The organism is Rhodococcus sp. P4_B6, from assembly GCF_056402215.1.
The window spans coordinates 152,888-166,515 of record NZ_JBFUHV010000001.1; the positions used below are offsets into that span (position 1 = coordinate 152,888).

At 66.0% G+C, this 13,628-nt stretch carries 17 protein-coding genes and 2 pseudogenes; 11 read left to right on the forward strand and 8 right to left on the reverse strand.

What is annotated here, in order from left to right; genetic code table 11:
• Nucleotides 1-2: 2 nt before the first annotated feature.
• Entirely contained in the window at nucleotides 3-662 is a 660-nt protein-coding gene (locus AC1DWT_RS00695) for a response regulator transcription factor (RefSeq protein WP_072946699.1), read from the reverse strand.
• A gap of 58 nt (nucleotides 663-720) precedes the next feature.
• On the reverse strand, nucleotides 721-2,121 hold the full coding sequence (locus AC1DWT_RS00700; RefSeq protein WP_072946698.1) for an MFS transporter: 1,401 nt from the start codon (nucleotides 2,119-2,121) through the stop codon (nucleotides 721-723).
• Between the two features lie 225 nt (nucleotides 2,122-2,346).
• On the opposite strand from AC1DWT_RS00700, the gene AC1DWT_RS00705 reads away from it, so the two are divergent.
• The 4 genes from AC1DWT_RS00705 (at nucleotide 2,347) to AC1DWT_RS00720 (ending at nucleotide 4,753) form a co-directional block, all read left to right on the forward strand.
• Nucleotides 2,347-2,550, forward strand: coding sequence for a hypothetical protein (locus tag AC1DWT_RS00705; protein WP_206013925.1), 204 nt, complete (start codon nucleotides 2,347-2,349; stop codon nucleotides 2,548-2,550).
• A 133-nt stretch (nucleotides 2,551-2,683) separates the two neighbouring features.
• Nucleotides 2,684-2,932, forward strand: coding sequence for a hypothetical protein (locus AC1DWT_RS00710; protein WP_072946696.1), 249 nt, complete (start codon nucleotides 2,684-2,686; stop codon nucleotides 2,930-2,932).
• A 179-nt stretch (nucleotides 2,933-3,111) separates the two neighbouring features.
• The gene (locus AC1DWT_RS00715) at nucleotides 3,112-4,059 is read left to right on the forward strand and encodes a DUF808 domain-containing protein (protein ID WP_206013926.1); all 948 of its coding nucleotides are present in this window, start codon (nucleotides 3,112-3,114) and stop codon (nucleotides 4,057-4,059) included.
• 163 nt (nucleotides 4,060-4,222) lie between these two features.
• Complete coding sequence (locus tag AC1DWT_RS00720; protein WP_206013927.1) at nucleotides 4,223-4,753, forward strand: hypothetical protein; 531 nt, start codon at nucleotides 4,223-4,225, stop codon at nucleotides 4,751-4,753.
• Between the two features lie 10 nt (nucleotides 4,754-4,763).
• On the opposite strand, the gene AC1DWT_RS00725 is transcribed toward AC1DWT_RS00720, so the two are convergent.
• From AC1DWT_RS00725 to AC1DWT_RS00735, 3 genes are all read right to left on the reverse strand, one after another.
• The gene (locus tag AC1DWT_RS00725; RefSeq protein WP_206013928.1) at nucleotides 4,764-5,156 is read right to left on the reverse strand and encodes a barstar family protein; all 393 of its coding nucleotides are present in this window, start codon (nucleotides 5,154-5,156) and stop codon (nucleotides 4,764-4,766) included.
• 7 nt (nucleotides 5,157-5,163) lie between these two features.
• Nucleotides 5,164-5,418, reverse strand: coding sequence for a WhiB family transcriptional regulator (locus AC1DWT_RS00730; protein ID WP_095861583.1), 255 nt, complete (start codon nucleotides 5,416-5,418; stop codon nucleotides 5,164-5,166).
• Between the two features lie 223 nt (nucleotides 5,419-5,641).
• Complete coding sequence (locus AC1DWT_RS00735; RefSeq protein WP_206013929.1) at nucleotides 5,642-6,919, reverse strand: APC family permease; 1,278 nt, start codon at nucleotides 6,917-6,919, stop codon at nucleotides 5,642-5,644.
• A 309-nt stretch (nucleotides 6,920-7,228) separates the two neighbouring features.
• Here AC1DWT_RS00735 and AC1DWT_RS00740 point away from each other — a divergent pair, with 309 nt between their 5' ends.
• Nucleotides 7,229-7,555: a hypothetical protein gene (locus tag AC1DWT_RS00740; protein ID WP_072946690.1), complete on the forward strand. Its 327-nt coding sequence runs from the start codon at nucleotides 7,229-7,231 to the stop codon at nucleotides 7,553-7,555.
• A 185-nt stretch (nucleotides 7,556-7,740) separates the two neighbouring features.
• Nucleotides 7,741-8,064: a hypothetical protein gene (locus tag AC1DWT_RS00745; RefSeq protein WP_241031386.1), complete on the forward strand. Its 324-nt coding sequence runs from the start codon at nucleotides 7,741-7,743 to the stop codon at nucleotides 8,062-8,064.
• Nucleotides 8,065-8,123: 59 nt separating this feature from the next.
• Here AC1DWT_RS00745 and AC1DWT_RS00750 read toward each other — a convergent pair whose 3' ends face one another.
• The gene (locus AC1DWT_RS00750) at nucleotides 8,124-8,399 is read right to left on the reverse strand and encodes a response regulator transcription factor (RefSeq protein ID WP_206013930.1); all 276 of its coding nucleotides are present in this window, start codon (nucleotides 8,397-8,399) and stop codon (nucleotides 8,124-8,126) included.
• Between the two features lie 909 nt (nucleotides 8,400-9,308).
• Between AC1DWT_RS00750 and AC1DWT_RS00755 the strand changes: the two are divergent.
• Nucleotides 9,309-9,478, forward strand: a pseudogene (locus AC1DWT_RS00755) (heat-shock protein HtpX); the annotation flags it as partial.
• Here AC1DWT_RS00755 and AC1DWT_RS00760 read toward each other — a convergent pair.
• Nucleotides 9,403-9,657, reverse strand: coding sequence for a hypothetical protein (locus AC1DWT_RS00760; protein WP_241031387.1), 255 nt, complete (start codon nucleotides 9,655-9,657; stop codon nucleotides 9,403-9,405). The pseudogene AC1DWT_RS00755 and the gene AC1DWT_RS00760 sit on opposite strands and share 76 nt — an antisense overlap.
• A gap of 84 nt (nucleotides 9,658-9,741) precedes the next feature.
• The gene (locus AC1DWT_RS00765; protein ID WP_206013931.1) at nucleotides 9,742-9,879 is read right to left on the reverse strand and encodes a hypothetical protein; all 138 of its coding nucleotides are present in this window, start codon (nucleotides 9,877-9,879) and stop codon (nucleotides 9,742-9,744) included.
• Between the two features lie 806 nt (nucleotides 9,880-10,685).
• Here AC1DWT_RS00765 and AC1DWT_RS00770 point away from each other — a divergent pair.
• The 4 genes and pseudogenes from AC1DWT_RS00770 to AC1DWT_RS00785 all read left to right on the forward strand — a co-directional run bounded on the left by AC1DWT_RS00770 (nucleotide 10,686) and on the right by AC1DWT_RS00785 (nucleotide 13,612).
• A complete protein-coding gene (locus tag AC1DWT_RS00770; RefSeq protein WP_206013932.1) occupies nucleotides 10,686-11,615 on the forward strand; it encodes an NADP-dependent oxidoreductase in 930 nt (309 codons plus the stop codon).
• Between the two features lie 296 nt (nucleotides 11,616-11,911).
• Nucleotides 11,912-12,364 (forward strand): annotated as a pseudogene (locus tag AC1DWT_RS00775) (DUF4395 domain-containing protein); the annotation flags it as partial.
• Nucleotides 12,365-12,451: 87 nt separating this feature from the next.
• On the forward strand, nucleotides 12,452-13,285 hold the full coding sequence (locus AC1DWT_RS00780; protein ID WP_072946777.1) for a sulfurtransferase: 834 nt from the start codon (nucleotides 12,452-12,454) through the stop codon (nucleotides 13,283-13,285).
• Between the two features lie 21 nt (nucleotides 13,286-13,306).
• Nucleotides 13,307-13,612 (forward strand): DUF1416 domain-containing protein, encoded by a 306-nt coding sequence (locus AC1DWT_RS00785; RefSeq protein ID WP_072946686.1) that lies wholly within the window; start codon nucleotides 13,307-13,309, stop codon nucleotides 13,610-13,612.
• The last annotated feature ends 16 nt before the right edge of the window (nucleotides 13,613-13,628 follow it).

Genomic DNA, 13,628 nt, shown 5'->3' on the forward strand with positions numbered 1-13,628 from the left:
GGTCAGCACACCCAGCGGTAGCCGAAACCACGGATGGTGCTGATCAGCCCGGGCCGGTCCAGCTTGGCCCGCAGGGTACCGATGTGGACGTCGAGCGAGCGTGAGACCGCGACGAACGCGTCACCCCAAACCCGATCCATCAATTGCTGACGACTGACCGCGGCACCCGGGTTCTCGAGCAGAATCTCCAGGAGGGAGAACTCCTTCGACGTCAGGTCCACGTCGGTGCCCGCCACGGTGACGGTGCGGGAATCGAGGTCGACGCGCACATCCCCGGTGGCCACTTCCCGCGGTGCGCCGCCTTCGACGGCCAGGCTTCGCCGACGCACCACCTCGATGCGCGCGAAGAGTTCCGACATCCGGGCCGGCTTGACCAGGTAGTCGTCGGCGCCGCCGCGCAGCCCGCGCACCACCGACCGCTCGTCGTCGCGTGCGGTGAGGATGATGACGGGGACGCCGCTGACCTGGCGCAGCTGGCGCAGCACCTCGAGGCCGTCGCGGTCCGGTAACCCGAGATCGAGCAGCACGAAGTCCACCTCGCCGTGGTGCAGCAGCAGTTCCGACCCGAACTTCATCCGCACAGGCTGGTGCGCCTGCCGGGTCAGCCCCGCGACGAGTGCGTTGCCGACGCCGTCGTCGTCCTCGACCACCGCGATGCGCATAACCGGCATTGTCCCCCGGCCACGGTGGGCCGGGGGAACAATGCCGGAGGCGGAGGGATCAGACACGCTCGAGTTCGCGGCCGTCGCGGTCGTCCTCGCGGCCGTCGCGGGCGGGGCTGCCCGTCGCGGGATCGAGGGTGGTGCCGCCCTTGCCCTTGGGCATGAACAGTGCCGCGACGAGGGTCAGCGCGGAGCAGCCGACGACGTAGTAGAAGAACGCCGACTCGTGTCCGGCCTGCTTGAGAGCGAGCGCGAGCGGCTCGGCGGTACCGCTGAACAGGGCTGCGGTGATCGCGTGCGGCAGGCCGACACCGAGTGCGCGCACCTTCGTCGGGAACAGTTCCGCCTTGACGATCGCGCTCAGCGCGCTGTAGGCGGTCACGATGACCAGTCCGGTCATCATCAGGCCGAACGCGACGAACGCGTTGGTGGTGTTGCCGAGAACAGTGAGGATCGGCACGGTCAGCACGGTCGAGCCGATACCGAAGAACAGCATGACCTTGCGGCGGCCGATGCGGTCGGAGACGAGGCCGGCCACGGGCTGCAGCAGCATGTACACGAACAGTGCGGCAAAGTTGATCCACGCCACCGTTTCCGGGGCGATGCCCGAGGTGTTGATCATGTACTTCTGCAGGTACGTGGTGTACGTGTAGAACGCGACCGTGCCGCCGATCGCGAGGCCGAAGACCATCGCGAGCTGCTTCGGGTACTGCAGCAGCAGACGCAGGGTGCCACGCTTGGCCGACGGCGTCGTGCCGGACGCCTTCTCGGCGGCAATCCGGGCGGCCTCGTCCTTGTACTGGTCCGACTCGTCCATGCCACGCCGGAACAGCATCACAGTCACGGCGGCGATGGCGCCGATCACGAACGGAACACGCCAGCCCCAGGAGTGCATCTGATCGAGGGTGAGAAGCTGCAGCAGAATGATCTGGACGCCGAGTGCGGCGAGCTGACCCAGGATGATCGACACGTATTGGAAGCTCGAGTAGAAGCCGCGGCGGCCGGGAGTCGCGACCTCGGACAGATACGTGGCGCTTGAGGCGAATTCGCCTCCCACGGACAGTCCCTGGATCAGTCGCGCCGTCACCAGCAGCGCCGGGGCGAGCATCCCGATCGCCTCGAAACTCGGTGTCGCGGCGATGATCAGCGAGCCTGCTGCCATCATGAGCACCGACAGCGTCAGCGCGTTCTTGCGCCCGTAGCGGTCCGCGTACCGGCCCAGGATGTAGCCACCGATCGGGCGCATCAGGAATCCGACGGCGAAAACCAGTGCCGTGGAAAGCAGCTGGGCGGTCGTGCTGCTCTTCGGGAAGAACGATGCCGCGAAGAACACACTGAACGCTGCATAGACGAACCAGTCGTACCACTCCACGAGGTTGCCGATGCAGCCGCGAACCACATTCGCTACAACCCGCCTCTCGCCGGTCGACGACGCTGGGTTCGAAGTCGTGTGTCGCATGATGTCCCTTCCTCGAATGCTGTGATCGTGCGTAGCCACTGGAACCAATGTGGCCGTCACCACAGCGCGAGGGAAGGGATAAGCGGCTTTCCTTACATTCGCTTTAGACGACACCGCGGCGCGTGCCGCAGAACGGTGCCGCGCGCGCATTCGCCCCGGTCGCGGCCGTTTCCCGGCCGAGGACCGAGCAAAATGCCACGGCCCGAGGGCGCATGCCGGATCGTCATGATCCCATCACAAAACAGCCCGATCACCACCCGGCAGCAGTTCGCGAAGGTACTCGAATACATCGACCTGGCCGAGCAGGACGGCACCCGCGCGGTGCTCGGTGGCTCGGCCCGGGCATTCCGCATGACCGAGGCGATCCAGTCGGGAACCGTGTGGGTCAACACCGGTGCCCCGTCCGGCACCCCGTTCGTCATGCGCTGACGTCGACCAGCCGGTGAGCTTCCGAACAGGGGGTGGGTAATGAGCACCCTTGGGTGGCTGTCGACCGGCTCGTTCCGGGGGCAATGTTGGTGTGGTCAAGGAACACTCGACCCCATACCAGCAAGGACTCCGCATGTTTCGCCACACCGCCATTCGCGCCGGCCTGATGTTCGCCGCAGTCGCATTCTCCGTCACCGGCGCGGCCGGAATCGCGCACGCCATGCCCGCCTCGACGGGCGGTGACGTCGCCGTCACCTCGCAGTCGGACCGCGACAACCGCGACCGGGATCGGCGCGACCGTTTCGACGACGACGCGCAGGGCGCAATGTGTGAGGGTCAAGCCGTCGTAAACCACCCCAGCTGCTCCTCGCTGCCGTACTGACCCCGATCGAGGTGACACAACGCCGCTGCCGCAGTCACTGCGGCAGCGGCGTATCGTCTGCGGCAAGGTAACCCCACGGCACTACCGGTTGTGCAGGGCCACCGATTCGGTACCGTTCGTGTCGACCCGCGACCGCGGGTCATTGGATCGGCACACATCCGAACTGTGGGAGGTTTTTCGTGGCTGGTGGACTCGTCGCCCTGTTGGACGACGTCGCGGCACTCGCGAAAGCGGCCGCGGCATCCATCGACGACATCGGAGCCGCGGCCGGCAAGGCCAGCGTCAAGGCAGCGGGAGTGGTCGTCGACGACACCGCCGTCACCCCCCGCTACGTGCACGGGTTCTCCCCCAATCGCGAACTGCCCATCATCCGCAAAATCGCAATCGGGTCGATTCGCAACAAACTCCTGATCATCCTGCCGGTGGCGATGATCCTGAGCGAGTTCCTGCCCCAGGCACTGCCGTACCTGCTGATCGCCGGTGGTCTGTTCCTGTGCTTCGAGGGAGCCGAGAAGGTCTACGAAGCACTCACCGGGAATCACCACGAGGCCGCGGGCGCAACCGAAGGGCAGAGCGGACCCGAATTCGAGAAGACCATGGTCAGCGGCGCGATCCGCACCGACCTGATCCTGTCCGCCGAGATCATGGTGATCTCACTGTCCTCGGTCGAGGACGAACCGTTCCTCACCCGGCTGCTGGTGCTCGTCGTCGTCGCGATCCTCATCACCGTCCTGGTGTACGGAGTGGTCGCCCTGATCGTGAAGATGGACGACGTAGGCCTGGCGCTCGCCCAACGCGAGTCCGCGTTCAGTCAGCGGATCGGTCGAGGACTCGTCGCGGCGATGCCGAAGGTCATGGCAGTGCTCACCGTGGTCGGGATCGCCGCGATGCTCTGGGTCGGCGGCCACATCCTGCTCGTCAACATCGGCGAGGCCGGATTCCACTGGCCGGCCGATCGCCTCCACGATCTCGAACATTGGTTCGGCGATCTCGTCCACGGCGGCCTCGGCGGTGTTCTGTCCTGGACTGCCGGGACCGTGGTGTCCGCACTCGTCGGGCTCGTCGTCGGCGCGATCGTCGTCCTGATCATGCACCTGATCCCGAAACGGAAGAAACGCGCCGACTGACCGAGGTGGCCGACACCGCCCCAGTTGCTCCTCGCTGCCGTACTGACCCCCGGACACAACGCCGCTGCCGCAATCACTGTGGCAGCGGCGTATCGTCTGCGGCAAGGTAACCCCGCGCCCGATCGCTTCGTCCATCGGCCCGCCTACTGCGCGGGGTACGACAATGCTCGCCGACCGACAACGACGCACACCCGAACCCGGCTCGCAGCAGACACTCACGGTCTTCGTCGACGACGAACCCGTCCCCGCGCACCGTCTCTGGCACCCCGCTGACACCGTGACCACCACACTCTCGTGGCTCGACGAACAGCATCTTCCCGCCGAGATCCGATCACTAGCCGAAGAGGGACCGAACGGTTACGGCAGAGGAGCCTTCTACGTCGACAGGTACCCAGGGTCATCGACCGCGCGCGTAGCGTCCGTGCGCGGAGTGGTCGCGTCGATCGAGGTCGTCGCGAACCTCGCACTGAGCACCGACGACGGCTGGAACTTCTTGCCCGGCACCGTGCAGATGTGGTGCGTGCCCGACACGGGCACGTGGCGCATGCCGAATCTGCAATGTTCGGTACCCGGCACCACCGGCGACCTCCGGTTCATCGAGCAGCACGAATTCTTCGAGCGGTACGGTGTCGCCACACCGACCTTCCGCCGGGATTCCCGGTACTTCCGGGTGGTTCTCTACCTCACCGAGTGAGCGCCACCGCCTACCGGAGGTCGAGTCGCACGTCCCGGAACTCGAAGATGTCGACGACCCAGTCGAACGCCGTGGGACCGTCCTTCCGCAGAGCGCGTTCGAGATCGGCGCGCACCCTGTCCCGGTTCGTCGGGTGGCACTGCTCGAGCCGCCGCCCCAGTTGCCGCGCAGTCTCCGTGTAACCGAGCGCCTCGCGGGATTTACTGCTGTTCTCCCACACGAAGTAGAAACGGCCGTCCTCGGGCGTGCCGTATCCGCCCGTGAGACAGTCAGCGAAGGCATCCAGGTTGCGCCCGAAATACCCGCCTTCGCCGCGCACCGCTTCTCCCGCCAACGTGAAGACGTCGTCGAGCGTGCGAATGCGTGCACCGTCGATCACGTACGTCACGGGTTCTCCGGTCATGGTTCGATCATTTCCCCTCGAAGAGATCGGACCAGCGGACTCGGGGGTGCGCCTCGAGCAGTGCCCGGCGCTGACGTTCGGTCATCCCACCCCAGATGCCGAATTCGACGCGATTGTCGAGCGCATACGCGCCGCATTCCATCAGCACCGGGCAGTGCCGGCACAGCGCGGCGGCCTTGCGCTGCGCGGCGCCGCTCACGAACAGCTGATCCGGATCACCGTCTCGGCACCGACCTCGCGTGATCCAGTGGAGTTCCGACATGTGGAGTCATTCCCCTCTCGAACACCGAACACGGTCAGGGCACTGGGAATGCGGGCACAGCCCGATGAAGCATGTGAAAGATCCAGCTGCGGACAGGTTTTCGCAACACATCGGCTCCGGCGACGAGGCACGAGACAATCGCACCGATGACAGATTAGCTGCACCCCGTGCCGATCGCGCGTCGAAGCCCGCCCGGGTGGACAGAGGTACCCCTCCTCGCGGATCAGGGACGACGGGACGAGCGGATCGCGTAGATCACGGCCCCGAGCCCGAGGACGATCACACCCGGAATCACCGAGGCCAGGGGAAGGAACGCGGCGAGAACGATGCAACCGATGGCGCCGACGACCGCCACCAGGCGCGGCCACGGTTTCGCGGACAGGGTCCAGGCGGACGCGTTGGCGATCAGGTAATAGAACAGCACCGCGAACGAGGAGAACCCGATGACGCCGCGCAGGTCCGCCGTCGCGGCGAGGAGCGCCACCACCACCCCCACCGCCAACTCGGCCCGGTAGGGCACCGCGAACCGGGGGTGGACGGCGTCGAGCAGACGTGGCAGGTGGCCGTCGCGCGCCATCGCGAATGTCGTCCGCGAGACCCCGAGGATCAGGGCGAGCAACGAGCCGAGTGCGGCGATCACCGCGGCCACCCGGACGACCGGCTCGAGACCCTCGAATCCCGCAGCGGCCACCGCCTGCGCGAGCGGATCCGTCGCGGCCGCGAGAGTGTCGGCACCGAGCGCGTTCAGGACTGCGACCGCGACGCACAGGTACACGACGAGGGTGATGGCCAGGGCGAGGGGAATCGCCCGGGAGATTGTCCGGGCCGGATCCTTCACCTCCTCGCCGAGCGTGGCGATCCTGGCGTACCCGGCGAACGCGAAGAACAGCAGACCGGCGGCCTGCAGGACCCCGGTCACGCCGTGGCCGGAGGCGATCGCCAGGCCACCGAACCCGGTATCGGGTCCGGTCAGGCACACGATGACGACCACGGCGAGGACGGCGAGGACCGTGAACACGATGACCCGGGTGACCAGGGCCGACTTCTGCACACCGAAGTAGTTCACGGCGGTGATGGCGACGACGGCGACCACCGCGACGAGATGCTCGCGGCCGGGCCAGGCGTAGGCGCCGACCGTTAGGGCCATCGCGCCACACGAGGCGGTCTTGCCGACCACGAAGCCCCAGCCCGCCAGATACCCGAAGAACGGTCCCAGGCGTTCACGCCCGTAGACATAGGTGCCACCGGATTGCGGATACAACGCGGCGAGCCGGGCGGAGGAGTTGGCATTGCAGTAGGCGATCACCGCGGCCACGGCCAACCCGACGAGCAATGCACCGCCCGCGGCGGACGCGGCAGGCCCCAGCGCGGCGAAGATCCCCGCCCCGATCATGGACCCGAGGCCGATCATCACCGAGTCGAACACCCCCAGCCGCCGGCGCAACTGCGGCGTCGCGTCCGGGTGCGCGTTCTCGCCGTCCGAAATCTCGTCACCGGCCATGCGAGGCAGTTTCTCCTTCGAACGTGCGGATGTCGGGCAGCCCAACGCTAGCGCCCTCCGGTACACAGACGTGAACTCCACGGGGTCACACGGTTTCGACACTGCGGCACGCTCGGGGCTGCGAGCAGGGCCGCGACGGCCGGTGTGGACTGCGCATTCGAATTGCCGGTAACCACGCGAAGGGGTGATTTTCGCCGACGGCTCGGACCATAATTGTTCCATCGGGATAGATAGCCCGAAGATTGCTTGTAACCCGAGAATCATCGGCCGGTGAAAGCCGGGCGACAATCGAATCAAAGGTGACATCAGATGAACACGTTCGCATTGCGCACGGCGGTTACATCGGCCGCGATCGCCACCGCTTTTGCACTCGGCTCCGGCATCGCGGCGTCGGCACCGGCATTTCATGGAGACCCGAACACACCCGGCACGCAACTCCACGTCCACAACGACACCCCGAACGACATGAACAGCTACCAGTGCGGGGCGATCGGCGTCGGGGGTGCCGGAGTCGGATCGAACTCTCCTGGAGGCAGCGGGCAACTCAATGGCGTCTTCTTCGGCAGCGGCCCGGTGCAGGGGGGTTGCATCGGCAACGACGGGTCGGTGCATTTCCCGTCCGGACGCTCCGAGTAGTAAGGACCCGGCCTGAGGCCGCCCGAGGAGGATAAGCGGCAGGGCCCCGGGTTCCGTAGGCGAGCACATCACTGCTATCGCAGTCGGGTGGTGACCTCGTCCGATGGTGACCGTGCCGCATCTGCACGGTCAGGGTCGTCTTCGCGCCACCATCGAACTCACCGGAGCGCTATATCATCATTTCCTTGCAACCGATAGAGTCGCATGGATGCAAATACGACTCCGCGCTCATCGAGCGCACCAGACCGGACATCCTTCCCGTGGCCGCTGACAGCGCTGATGCGTTCTTTGATGGCGACCAGACCGACGATCGCCTCGCCCGCGCGGTGATCGAGGCCCTCCAGGCGGGCAGGTCGTGGGCGCACATCGCCACGGATCTCGCGGTTCCACCTCCAGCCGTCCGCGACGGGCTCGGCGTGACCGATCGGGACTGGCAGGAGGCAATCGTCGCCCACGAGAATGCCCGCGCGGCCCGGCTCGACGATCTGCCCCGGTCCCGGCTCTCGTAGACGAGACACCGCCGACCGCAGTACCGGACGGTCCCACGGGGGAAGTGTCAACCCGCCCGTCAGAGCTCGGCGAGAGACACCAGACCGTCCTGAAGTGCTCGGACCAACAGTCCGGACTTGTCGGTGACGGGGCGTCCGACGGCGGCGTACTTCGCTCGGATCCGGGCCAGGTGGGTGTTGATCGTGCCCAGGCTGATTCCCAGGTCGGATGCGGCAGCCGTTTTCGATTCACTCCGCAGCCACAGGCGAAGGATTTCCAGCTCCCGCGGCGACAGCGCGGGCATCCGCTGCGGCCCAGCGATGGAGTCGGGCAGCGGGCCCGTGCCGGAAGTCATAGCCATCTCACCTTCTCCAGTCGCAGTGGGTGCTACCTGACGCCACACACCTGTCGTCCGACGCAGCACGCACGCTGTTTACCGCGGTGAACAAACCGTACCTGAAGCCGGTTTTGTGGACGTGCGGTCGCGAACGCACCTGGTGGAGATTGGTTCCGCCATTGCTCATGGGCTCGCTCGAGGAAGTCGTCGACCGGCGCCTGGTAGGCGACGTTGTTGCGGCAGCGCGCAGGCGAAGCCAGGTCACCAGCGAAAATGTGGCAGCGGCGCTCCCTCCCGACCGTGCTCCGACCGGGACCGCAGTCCGAGCCGGCAGTGTCCGCGACGAGCCCCTCCGGCGAGTCGTATCCCGGACTGTCAAATCTCGACCCGACGGGATACGGCCCGCTCCTTCCAGATTAAGTCGTCGCCGGACGGACCTCAACGGTCGATTCGATACCAGGCACACGCCGCTTCCAGGGTGGAACAAATACGTTGTAAATCAGCATTCTCGAGCGACCCGAATTCGTACGCGGGTTTCGTGATTCGGGATCAATGCAGCTGAACCGCTGTTTCATAGGGACTGGTCGGTCCGTGACACCTGCGAGCTGATCCGCTAAAACGGAAATGGAGGTCAGGGCTCGTCGCCGCAGGGCACCACGAGCCACAAACGGGTGTGACCGCGTGAGGGAGTGCGCTCCCCATGGGTCGAAGGGGTCGTTTCAGCATGAATATATCGGGGTTTTCGCAGAGTCGATCGGGCGTGTACTGGCAAGAGCAGGTCGCGGCCGAACACGATGCGGGGCACCGACGATATTTCGATTTACCGCGAACGCGACCTGTCGGAGACCCACCCAGCCTTGCCGACCACGTCAGCGTTTATCTGTCCGACGTGAGTGATGCGCGCGAGCCAGGGAAGTAGCACAACGTATTTCGTCGATCGGTACCGGATTCCTGTCTCACCTCGCCGGTGACCGGATCGAGGTCCGCTCCGCCGGGTCCGCCCCGGCCGAGACTGTCAAAGCTACCGGGACTGGGCGCTCGAGGATCCGGCAGGCAAGGGCGTCGACGCCGTACGACCGATGCCGGACTCGGTAAGGGTGTTGACACCGTGGATCTCGGCGGTGTCGTCGACGATGTCGACGGTCTGCTCGGTGGCGTTCATCGTGAACGCCACCGGGACGATGCTCGCGATCTCCTCGTCGCGACCGAGGAGTTGGCCCTCGCTGGTGATGTGTGAAGTCGGGACCGAGGATCGATTCGATCGTGTCGCGGTCACCGGCCGTGATGGCCGTCAGCAGGTCAGGCGCGAACGAGAACCTTCAGATCCGGAAGACAACGTTCCCGCTTTCCAGGAGAATTCTCAGTCATGGCCGACCCACTGATCGAACAGCTCACCGACCGCATCGGACAGGCCGTCGCCCGCGCCGCCAAGAACGGTGATCCCCTTTTCGGCACCGTTGAACTCACCATCGGCGAACTCATCGAATTGCTCGAACACATCGAACGACTGTCACCCACATCGGAATAGGTCCCCACCCACGATTCTGTGTGCGCCAAAGTGTTGTCGATCCGCCGGCGGCTCAGCAGTCTGGCATCCGTGCACTGGTCAGATGTCGGCGAGCTGGTTGCGGAGCGGCCCGGCCGATGCCCTCGTTGTGGTCACCCCGCTACCTCTGCCCGAGGGTCGCGGTGGGTGGAGCGATTTCTGCGCCTCCCGCCGCTACCTGCCCGGTGCGCCGAAATCATGATGATGGATCCGTACATCTGGCTCATCGGGTTTTGCCAGTGCCGGGACCACTTCCACGGCTCCTGAACGACGACGCCTGCGAGGTTCGACGCAGTCGGATCGCAACCCTTGGGCGCACGTCGATGCGACCGATAACCTGCGCACCAGCCGCGCCTCGGCCGGCCATTGCAACATTCGCGATTGTGGACCCTCGAGGACGGACCTCCCATCATGCTCGCCCGAAACTCTTCGCCGCCCAGGCAAGCGCCGACGCTCGCGCGTGGGCGCGGCCCCCGCCGACAAACGATGGTTCCGGCGATCGTGTATCGGTGGTTTCGAGCAACGATGCCGTGGGCACCCTTCGTTCTTTGCGCTTTCGGCCTCATCGCCTGCATACGGGAGGGGACCCACTTCGGTGTCGCCTTCTACCTGTTGCTCGGCGCACTGCACACACGCCGGGCCCTCCTGATACTGCGTGAGAGCGCGACATCGGTACTCCACCGAGCAAGCGTTCGGATCCGTGAGAGTAAATCTCGCACAACAGGAATAGCAGCTCTTCGAGGGAGGTTGCGTCACACATGACCAAATCTGTTGTCGCGCAATCATACGGAACACCCGAGGCCCTGACCGTGGTCGATGCGGAGGTTCCGCCGCCCGCATCGGGGGAGGTGCTCGTCGACGTCAAGGCGATCGGCGTCAATCCCATCGACTACAAGCTCTACAGCGGCGCCTTCGGTGACGATCCCGACAAGCTGCCGGTCAGGGTCGGCGGCGAGGCCGCCGGCGTGGTCGCGGCCGTCGGGGCCGGAATCACGGAGATCGCGGTGGGCGACGAGGTGATTGTCAGCCCCGGCACCGGTCTCTACGCCGAGAAGGTGGTCGTTCCCGTCTCCGCAATCACCCCCAAACCTGCCGGCCTCGGCTGGGAACAGGCCGCCGGTCTGCTGCTGGTGGGCGGCACCGCGGTCGACGCCCTGGACACCATCGGGGTCGGTTCCGGCGACACCGTCCTGATCCACGGCGCCTCCGGCGGCGTCGGTGCCCTCGCCGTGCAACTCGCCGTCGCCCGCGGCGCGACGGTCGTCGGCACCGCGGGAGCGGCGAATCAGGACTACGTCCGGAACCTCGGAGCAACTCCCGTCGTCTACGGAGACGGACTCGAGGAGCGGGTGCTGGAGGTCGCACCCCAGGGCATCGACGCGGCCCTCGACACCGTCGGAACCGACGAGGCCGTCGACGTGTCGCTGGCATTGGTCAAGGACAAGACCCGGATCGTGACCATCGCCGCTTTCGGTCGGGCGCAAGAGGACGGCTTCGCGTCGGTCGGCGGCGGCAACCCGGCAAGCGCCGAAGCCCGGCTGAAGGCGCGCGCCGAACTGGTCGAGCAAGCCGGCGCCGGACATCTGACGGTCACCATCGCCAAGACGTTTCCCCTGATCGATGCCGCGCAGGCCCACAGCGAACTCGCGCAACCCCACCCCGCGGGGAAGTTCATCCTGATCCCATGAGACGCGGGACCACGCCCCTGCGCGGAGACTCGAATTGTCCGTCTTCAGCGCAGGGTGCGGCGCGTAGAATTTGGCGGGTGCAGACCTGCCGCGAGCTGCTGCTCACCCGTCGCCGCACAGTCGACCTGTGTCGCGTCGGCGGTTGCTGTTGCCTTTGGCGTCGCTGACCGCGCTTCTGTGTCATTTTCGATTCGCCCTGCGGTCACGTGCTGACTTCCCTGCCTTTTCGGTGATCGACTCGATCGCGTTCCATCRCATTCCCTCGGCCATCCGACACATTCTGTGGAGCACAGTCAATGCCCACCACACCAGCAACAACACCCACCACCACCCCGACCGCGGCCGTCGACCAGGTCGACGTCCGCGGTCCCCGGTTCGCCGCCTGGATCACTACGGCGGTTCTCGCCGCCGTCCTGCTCTCGGCGTCCTTCTCGACCGTCGTCGCCGGTGTGATCCTGGCGGTTCAGACCGTCGTGTTCGCCGTCGCCGCCGTCGTCGGGCCGCGGCGCAGCCCGTACGGCCAGATCTTCGGAAAGCTGGTCGCCCCACACATCAGCCCGCCGAGCGAGCGTGAACCAACCGCGCCGCTGCGCTTCGCCCAACTGGTCGGCTTCATCTTCGCGGCGGCAGGTCTGGTCGGATTCGCGTTGAGCGCGCCCGTCGTCGGTGCCGTCTTCACCGGCTTCGCACTGTTCGCGGCGTTCCTCAACGCGGCCTTCGGAATCTGCCTCGGCTGCCAGATCTATCCGTTGGTCGCCCGATTCCGATCGTCCGCCTCCGCCGACCACCCGACCCCCAATGGAAAACCCCGGCAAGTTCTCAGTGAAGGAAAGAACATGGCTCGCTCCGACGTCCTGGTCTCCACCGACTGGGCTCAGCAGAATCTGAACGCGCCCACCATCGTGTTCGTCGAAGTCGACGAAGACACGTCCGCCTACGACGGCGGCCACATCGAGGGCGCCATCAAGCTCGACTGGAAGAAGGATCTGCAAGATCAGGTCCGCCGTGACTTCCTCGACCGTGAGCAGTTCTCCGATCTGCTGTCGACACGCGGCGTCGCCAACGACGACGAGGTCGTCCTCTACGGAGGCAACAACAACTGGTTCGCGGCGTACGCCTACTGGTACTTCAAGCTCTACGGCCACGACAACGTCAAGCTGCTCGACGGCGGGCGCAAGAAGTGGGAACTCGAGCAACGCCCCCTCTCCGAGGACACCGTCACCCGCCCGTCCACCACCTACCGGGCGGCCGAGCCCGACCTGTCGATCCGCGCGTTCCGCGACGAGGCCGTCGACGCGATCGGTGTGCTGAACCTCGTCGACGTCCGATCGCCCGACGAGTTCACGGGCAAGATCCTCGCGCCGGCGCACCTGCCGCAGGAGCAGAGCCAGCGTCCCGGCCACATCCCGGGTGCACTCAACGTTCCGTGGAGCAAGGCGGCGAACGAGGACGGCACGTTCAAGTCCGACGAGGAACTCACCGCGATCTACGGCGCAGCCGGTCTCGACGGCTCCCGGGACACCATCGCCTACTGCCGGATCGGCGAGCGCTCCAGCCACACCTGGTTCGTCCTCAAGGAACTGCTCGGCCACAAGAATGTCAAGAACTACGACGGCAGCTGGACCGAATACGGCTCGCTCGTCGGCGTGCCGATCGAGCTGGGCAAGTAGCGGACCGCGGGGAACAAGCACATGAGCGCAGCATCAACGCAAACCCACACCATCCCCGCCGGCGTCGACCTCGGCAGGGAAACGGCCATCACCGGCAAGGTCGTCACGGGCGACGGAGAACCTGTCGGTGGCGCCTTCGTTCGACTCCTCGACGGCACAGGCACGTTCACCGCCGAGATCGTCGCCTCCGGCAGCGGAGACTTCCGTTTCTTCGTCGCACCGGGCGACTGGACCGTGCGGGCCCTCTCGCCGGTCGGCAACGGCACGGCATCGGTGAAGCCCACGACCAGCGGCATCCACACCGTGGACATCACCTTGACCGCATAGCATTTCGCCTCCGAAC

What these genes read in the sequence shown, in the direction of transcription:
- AC1DWT_RS00785 (WP_072946686.1), top strand. Translation starts at nt 13,307, where the DNA reads ATGAGCGCAGCATCAACGCAAACCCACACCATCCCCGCCGGCGTCGAC.
- AC1DWT_RS00695 (WP_072946699.1), bottom strand. Translation starts at nt 662, where the DNA reads ATGCGCATCGCGGTGGTCGAGGACGACGACGGCGTCGGCAACGCACTC.
- AC1DWT_RS00725 (WP_206013928.1), bottom strand. Translation starts at nt 5,156, where the DNA reads ATGACCGGAGAACCCGTGACGTACGTGATCGACGGTGCACGCATTCGC.
- AC1DWT_RS00710 (WP_072946696.1), top strand. Translation starts at nt 2,684, where the DNA reads ATGTTTCGCCACACCGCCATTCGCGCCGGCCTGATGTTCGCCGCAGTC.
- AC1DWT_RS00735 (WP_206013929.1), bottom strand. Translation starts at nt 6,919, where the DNA reads ATGGCCGGTGACGAGATTTCGGACGGCGAGAACGCGCACCCGGACGCG.
- AC1DWT_RS00730 (WP_095861583.1), bottom strand. Translation starts at nt 5,418, where the DNA reads ATGTCGGAACTCCACTGGATCACGCGAGGTCGGTGCCGAGACGGTGAT.
- AC1DWT_RS00740 (WP_072946690.1), top strand. Translation starts at nt 7,229, where the DNA reads ATGAACACGTTCGCATTGCGCACGGCGGTTACATCGGCCGCGATCGCC.
- AC1DWT_RS00705 (WP_206013925.1), top strand. Translation starts at nt 2,347, where the DNA reads ATGATCCCATCACAAAACAGCCCGATCACCACCCGGCAGCAGTTCGCG.
- AC1DWT_RS00720 (WP_206013927.1), top strand. Translation starts at nt 4,223, where the DNA reads ATGCTCGCCGACCGACAACGACGCACACCCGAACCCGGCTCGCAGCAG.
- AC1DWT_RS00770 (WP_206013932.1), top strand. Translation starts at nt 10,686, where the DNA reads ATGACCAAATCTGTTGTCGCGCAATCATACGGAACACCCGAGGCCCTG.
- AC1DWT_RS00780 (WP_072946777.1), top strand. Translation starts at nt 12,452, where the DNA reads ATGGCTCGCTCCGACGTCCTGGTCTCCACCGACTGGGCTCAGCAGAAT.
- AC1DWT_RS00750 (WP_206013930.1), bottom strand. Translation starts at nt 8,399, where the DNA reads ATGACTTCCGGCACGGGCCCGCTGCCCGACTCCATCGCTGGGCCGCAG.
- AC1DWT_RS00700 (WP_072946698.1), bottom strand. Translation starts at nt 2,121, where the DNA reads ATGCGACACACGACTTCGAACCCAGCGTCGTCGACCGGCGAGAGGCGG.